Source organism: Paenibacillus sp. Aloe-11 (assembly GCF_000245715.1).
In the GTDB taxonomy this organism is placed as follows: domain Bacteria; phylum Bacillota; class Bacilli; order Paenibacillales; family Paenibacillaceae; genus Paenibacillus; species Paenibacillus kribbensis.
In genome coordinates, this window is record NZ_JH601050.1 from 556058 (window position 1) to 563176 (window position 7119).

At 43.4% G+C, this 7119-nt stretch carries 5 protein-coding genes; all 5 read left to right on the plus strand.

The window, feature by feature from the left end:
• Positions 1 to 152 precede the first annotated feature (152 nt).
• The 5 genes from licT (at position 153) to WG8_RS08660 (ending at position 6762) form a co-directional block, all read left to right on the plus strand.
• Positions 153 to 1010, plus strand: coding sequence for a BglG family transcription antiterminator LicT (gene licT, locus WG8_RS08640; protein WP_007429747.1), 858 nt, complete (start codon positions 153 to 155; stop codon positions 1008 to 1010).
• A 184-nt stretch (positions 1011 to 1194) separates the two neighbouring features.
• Entirely contained in the window at positions 1195 to 3075 is a 1881-nt protein-coding gene (locus WG8_RS08645; RefSeq protein ID WP_007429748.1) for a beta-glucoside-specific PTS transporter subunit IIABC, read from the plus strand.
• 22 nt (positions 3076 to 3097) lie between these two features.
• Positions 3098 to 4507, plus strand: coding sequence for a glycoside hydrolase family 1 protein (locus WG8_RS08650; RefSeq protein WP_007429749.1), 1410 nt, complete (start codon positions 3098 to 3100; stop codon positions 4505 to 4507).
• Positions 4508 to 4600: 93 nt separating this feature from the next.
• A complete protein-coding gene (locus WG8_RS08655) occupies positions 4601 to 5503 on the plus strand; it encodes a LysR family transcriptional regulator (RefSeq protein ID WP_007429750.1) in 903 nt (300 codons plus the stop codon).
• A 122-nt stretch (positions 5504 to 5625) separates the two neighbouring features.
• Complete coding sequence (locus WG8_RS08660) at positions 5626 to 6762, plus strand: 5-methyltetrahydropteroyltriglutamate--homocysteine S-methyltransferase (protein ID WP_007429751.1); 1137 nt, start codon at positions 5626 to 5628, stop codon at positions 6760 to 6762.
• Positions 6763 to 7119 lie beyond the last annotated feature (357 nt).

The following is a 7119-nucleotide window of genomic DNA, read 5'->3' on the forward strand; positions in this document are numbered from 1 at the left end:
ATAATAAAGGTAATTGAGTGAAGAGCTAGTGTTCTTCGGGATTGTTACTGGTCGGCAGGCGATACCCAAATAATGACTAATTTATTTAGTCGTTGTTTGGGTTTTTTTTGTTACTATGAACTTTTTCATTAATTAACGAGGTGAGCAGATAGATGATCATCCGGCAAATATTTAACAACAATGTCATTCGGGCCGAGAATCAGGTAGGCCATGAATTTGTTGTCATCGGAAATGGTCTGGGCTTTAAAAAGAAAAATGGTCAGAGAGTCGATGTGGAAAAAATAGAAAAAACCTTTGTGCTAAAATCAGATAAGATTCCGCAAAAATTAATTGATCTCATTGGAGAAACATCTGTAGCGTATTTGAAAGTAGCGGATGAAATTGTGGGAAACGCGAAACAAGAAATGGGAGATATCTTTAGTGATAACATTTATATCTCTCTGATTGACCATATTCAATTCGCCATATCCCGCTATAGAAAGTCAGTCGGTGTTAAAAATTCGCTTTTGTGGCAAATTAAAAAATTTTACAAAAAAGAATTTATGATTGGGATGGGCGCGCTGGATATCATTGATGCTCAATTTGGCATTCAAATGGATGAGCATGAAGCGAGCTTTATTGCCATGCATTTTGTAAATGCAAGACAAGACGGTCAGGGAATGAAACAAACGGTTGAAATTACAGAGATCATTGATGATATTTTTAATATCGTAACCGATTACTATGAGCTGGAGCTGGATGAAACTTCATGTAACTATTCCCGGTTTATTACTCATTTGCAATACTTTGCACAAAGATTGCTGAGTAATGAACAAGAGCAACGGGCTTCGGGTGACAACTTTTTGTATGAGCAGGTCAAAGATAAGTATGCGAAGGCTTTTCAGTGTACCCATTTAATTAATCAGTATTTGGAATTGAAGCATGAAAGTGCTATGTCGATTGACGAAAAAGTGTATCTGACGATTCATATACAACGTGTAACCACTAGAAAAGATATGGCTAGTTCATAGAAAAAAACGCTTGCAAACGATTTCAGAGTGATTTATAGTAGGCTCACAACTTAAATATAAGGATTGTTACTGGTTAAGCAGGCGATACCTAAATGAATGGCAGAGATCATTTTCTTTGATCTTACTGGCCTTTCGTTTAGGTATTTTTTTGTTTTCAGGCAATCTAACCAAAAGGAGAATGAACATGGATTATAAGAAAATGAGCGATGATATCGTACGTCTTGTCGGAGGTGAAGAAAATATCAATGGGCTTGTCCATTGTGCTACACGTCTCAGATTTGACCTGAAAGATTCAAGAAAGGCCGAAAGAGAGGGACTGGAGAAGCATGAAGGCATTATTACCGTTGTCGAAAGCGGGGGACAATTTCAAGTGGTTATTGGGAGTCACGTTGCCTATGTATATACGGAGATCATGAAAAACAGGGATTTTGGATCGGATACCCAAGTAACTAGTGAATCAAGTGGGAAGAAGACATCGGTTGTATCTACGATCTTTGAAGTTATTTCCGGCAGTTTCTCCCCGCTGATTTCGGCGATGGCAGGCTCGGGTATGCTGAAAGCACTCCTGACTGTTCTGACCTTGCTGGGGTGGATGTCTGCGACAAGTGATACCTACCTGATCCTGTCCGCTGCGGGGAATGCAGTATTTTACTTCTTGCCGATTTTGCTCGGGATCACGCTCGGTATAAAGCTGAAGGCGAACCCTTACGTAGCCGGTGTTATTGGTGCAGCTCTGATGGAACCCAATTTTACGGGGCTGATGGACAAAGGTTCTGATGTATCATTTCTGGGAATACCGGTCGTCATGATGGATTATTCGTCCAGCGTTTTTCCGATCTTCATATCTATCAGCATATATGCCTTTGTGGATAAGCTTTTGAAGAAGATTATTTTTAAGGATTTACAGCTGTTTTTAGTTCCGATGCTGGCTTTGATGATTATGGTTCCGTTATCTGCGATCGCATTCGGCCCCTTCGGTACAACGGTAGGTGATTGGATTTCGTCAGGGGTGACATGGTTAATTGGTGTAAGCGGCATTTTGTCAGGGATAGTTCTTGGCGGTTTTATGATGTTTATGGTCGTCTTCGGACTTCACTGGGGTTTTGCACCGATCTCGATTCACAATATCGGCATTGGCGGTGATCCGATTGAGGCGATGGCCGCCGCCGCCGTATTTGCTCAAATTGGTGTCGCATTCGGTTTTTTCCTGAAGGCGAAAAAAGATAAAACGCTTAGAACCCTTGCGGGTTCGGCGAGTATTACAGGGTTGCTGGCTGGTGTGACAGAGCCAATCATCTATGGTCTGGTGCTTCGTTTTAAACGTGCTATACCGATTGTTATTATCGCAGGGGCTGCAGGCGGAGCTATTAATGGACATTTTGGAGTAAAAATGACAGCTTATGTTTTTCACAACATTTTTGCTATTCCAGTTTATACGCCAACCTTGGTTTACGTTATTGCAATTGCGTGCTCATTTACGGTGGCAACGGTACTGACCCTTACTTTTGGGTATGAAAGAAAGGGGAGAAGAGAGAATTCGAAAACGGTTGACTCCACAAAAGTGGAAGAATCTGGGTCGGTTATTACAGTAAGCAAGGCTGTTGACATCAGGAAAGAAACCATATACAGCCCCATCACAGGCAAGATTGCACCGCTGAGACAAGTTAACGATTCTGCATTTTCTACAGGTGCTATGGGAAAAGGTTTAGCCATTGAACCGTCTGTCGGTGAGGTTGTAGCTCCGATAGATGGAGTTGTAACCTCACTGTTTCCCACAGGACACGCCATAGGCTTGACTACCCATGCGGGCACAGAGATATTGATTCATGTTGGAATTAATACTGTAGCCCTGAAAGGCAAGTATTTTAATCCGGCAGTTCAAGAGGGAGATATCGTAAAACAAGGGGACCTGCTGATCCAATTTGATAGGGAGCAGATTATAGAAGCAGGATACGAAATCGTCACACCTGTCATCGTCACACAGACGAAAAATAAAGTGGACACTTTTGAGACAAATCAGGAGCAAATTCAGAAAAATGAAGTATTGTTAACATTAGTTGTGTAACGACAACTGGAGGGACTATATTATGAAACATCACCAATTGAAAGCATTTCCCGAAAACTTTTTCTGGGGAGGTTCGACTTCCGCTTATCAAGTGGAGGGCGCATGGAACGAAGATGGAAAAGGCCCATCGGTCATTGACATGGCCAATCACGTGGAAGGGGTCACTGATTTTAAGGTAACAAGTGATCATTACCATATGTTCAAAGAAGACGTAGCTTTGATGGCTGAAATGGGCTTTAAGGCGTATCGGTTCTCGATTGCATGGACACGAATTTATCCGCAAGGTGCAGGTGAAGTTAATCAAAAGGGAATTGCATTCTACAGATCCTTAATAGACGAACTGTTTAAATACGGTATTGAACCGATTGTTACCATGTATCATTTTGATCTTCCCTATGCTCTTGAAGAACGAGGCGGATGGTCGAACAGGGAGACCATTGATGCCTTCGAGCAGTATGCCAAAACGTTGTTTGAGAACTTTGGGGACAGGGTGAAATATTGGCTAACCATTAATGAGCAGAATATGTTGATCCTCCATCCCGGTTCTATTGGCACATTATATACAAGTCTGGAAAATCCGCAGAAGGTACTGTACCAACAAAATCATCATATGCTGGTAGCGCAAGCAAGAGCCATGGTATTGTGCCATGACATGTTGCCTGACGCGAAAATTGGACCAGCGCCGAATATTGGGGTCATTTATCCGGCTAGTTCCAAGCCGGAAGATACATTGGCGGCAGACAACTATGCGGCCATTCGAAACTGGCTCTACCTGGATATGGCTGTATTTGGCCGTTACAATCACATTGCGTGGAGCTATTTGGTCGAAAAAGGCTATGAGCCTGTCATTGAACAAGGGGATATGGAAATTTTAGCGAAGGGGAACCCGGACTTTATCGCATTTAATTATTATACCTCTCAAACCGTAGGAGAAAGTTTAGATGACGGAAATGATTTTTCACATACAGGAGATCAACATGAAATTGTAGGTGAACCAGGGGCATACCGAGGTTCCGTGAACCCTAACCTGCAAACAACAGAGTTTGGATGGGAGATTGATCCGGTCGGCTTTAGATCCACGTTACGCCAAATCTATTCTCGCTACCATTTGCCTTTAATCGTGACAGAGAATGGCTTGGGGGCTTTTGACAAGCTTGAAGAAGGCGATGTAGTAAATGATCCTTATCGTATTGACTTTTTCAAGAAACATATCGAGCAGATTCAAATGGCTATTACAGATGGCGTAGAAGTATTTGGTTTCTGTCCGTGGTCTGCGATTGATCTTGTCAGTACTCATCAAGGCTCCAGTAAGCGTTACGGGTTTATCTATGTTGATCGGGAAGAGTTTGATCTCAAAGATTTGCGTCGCATTCGTAAACAAAGCTTCTATTGGTATCAAAAGCTGATTGCCACGAATGGCGAAATTCGTTAATTAAAGTTCATTCAAACATCCATTATTCCTTTTCCGGAAGTATGATTATGTATTATATAATAGAGAAAACACAAATCGAGAGGACATCAAGCATTGACCTTACAACAATTAAAATACGTGATCGAGGTTGCCAATCGTGGCTCCATGAATGAGGCGGCAAAACGGTTGTTTATTTCCCAACCCAGCCTGTCGAACGCGATTCGGGATCTGGAGGAAGAAATTCATATCACCATTTTTGAGCGTACCAATAAAGGGATTTCTTTGTCCAAGGAAGGCGTGGAATTCCTCGGATATGCGCGCCAGGTGGTTGAGCAGGCGGAGCTGCTGGAAAACCGCTATCTGGATGCCAAGCCTTCACCACAGCATTTTGCCGTGTCCTCACAGCATTATGCTTTTGCCGTAAATGCATTCGTTAACCTGGTGAATCAGTATGGACAGGATGAATATGAGCTGGCTTTGCGGGAGACGAAGACTCATGAAATCATACAGGATGTCAAAAGCTTGCGCAGTGAGATCGGAATCTTATATCTGAACGAATTTAACGCCAAGGTCATTCACAAGCTGCTAAAAGATGCGAACCTACAATTTAACAGCCTGTTTACGGCGAAGCCGCATATTTTTATCAGCAGCAAAAACCCGTTGTCCCGGCAATCCATGGTAACCATCGATCAGCTTCGACCCTATCCGTATTTGTCCTTTGAGCAAGGGGAGTATAATTCCTTTCACTTTTCCGAGGAAATTCTCAGCACGTTGTCGCACCCCAAAAGCATCCGTGTCAACGACCGGGCGACCCTCTTTAACCTGCTGATTGGCTTGAACGGCTATACCATTTCTACCGGGGTCATCAGTGCGGATCTGAACGGTAACGAGATTATTTCCGTGCCATTGGAATGCGATGAGTCTATTAATGTGGGATGGATTTGTCATAAAAATGTTGCGCTCTCCAAGCTGGCTACCGTTTATGTAGAAGCGCTGCATGAGGCGATAGGGGAATAAAAAATGGGGTATAGCTTTAGGCTATAACCAGCTATAGTTTATTGGAGTTACCTTATAGCTGAAAATGTATGTTATCTTTCTTGCAAGAACTTCACTACAGAAGTAAAAAGGAGATAACCCTAATGAGCAGCATCCTTGACAATGCATCCCAACGTAAAGTGACCCCTTTCAGACATGATATGGTCGGCAGTTTTCTGCGTCCGCAAGCGATTAAAGACGCCAGAATTCAATTTCAAAATAACGAAATTTCTGCGGATGAGCTGAGAAAGATTGAGGACAACGAAATTATCAAGCTGGTGGAAAAACAAAAATCGGTAGGGCTGAAAGCCGTGACAGACGGCGAATTCAGACGCTCCTGGTGGCATCTTGATTTTATGTGGGGCCTGGACGGCGTGGAAAAGGTACAGATCTCCAATGGCTACCAGTTTCAAGGCGTGGAAACCAGAGCGGAAACCGCACGCCTGTCCGGTAAAATTGGGCATTCCCGTCACCCTTTTATTGCAGATTTCAAATTCCTGAAGCAAGTAACAGGTGAGGATGCCATTGCCCGCCAAACGATCCCTGCACCGGCACAATTTCTGGCCGAGCTGCTGCGTGGAGAGAATAAAGAAACAACGGACATCTATTACAGCAACCTGGACGAGCTGGTAACAGATATCGCCAAAGCTTACAAATCCGTGATCCAAGCGTTGTATAATGAGGGCTGCCGCAGCTTGCAACTGGATGATTGCACATGGGGCATGCTCTGCGATAAAAACTATTGGGAAGCCAGACAGCACGCAGGCGAAAATGTGGAAGAAACCAAAAAGCTGTTCGCCCGCGTGAATCAGGAAACCGTGAACGATCTCCCGGCTGACTTAGTCGTTACGACTCACGTATGCCGTGGCAACTACCATTCCACCTGGGCTTCCTCAGGCGGCTACGAGCCTGTTGCCGAAACCCTGTTCGGTATCGACAACATCGACGGCTACTATCTCGAATTCGATACCGACCGTGCAGGCGATTTCACTCCGCTCAAGCATCTAAGAGATCAGCAGGTCGTACTGGGCCTCGTTTCCTCCAAAACGGGAGAGCTGGAAGACAAGCAGACAGTCATTAACCGCATCAAGGAAGCGACTCAATTTGTCGATATCAATCACATCTGCCTCAGCCCGCAATGCGGCTTTGCTTCCACAGAAGAGGGCAATATTTTAACGGAAGAGCAGCAGTGGAAAAAGCTTGCCTTCATTAAAGAGATTGCGGACGAGCTTTGGAAGTAAGGGTTTAGAGGGAGTGGGTTGGAGAGAGATTCATAATTACAAAACACGCCACTTGTGGGCGTGTTTTTTTGTTTGAGAACTTGCCTACAGCATCTAAAAATTGTACTAATCGCTAGCAATTCAAGTATCTTAATAGGCACTTTTTTGCTTCGTATTCACTCGGATAAATTCAGCAAAGATTCACAATCTTTTTACGGTAAAATAGTTGGAACTACTCTCAAAAAAAGTTATATTAGGAATATATATATTATCTTTAATATGAGAAACAAAGGAGGAATATTCTAGATGGATGTACGAAGATGTTTGCAACAAGGATTGAAAGCGGGCTTATGTATGTTGTTGTTGTGGGTATGGATG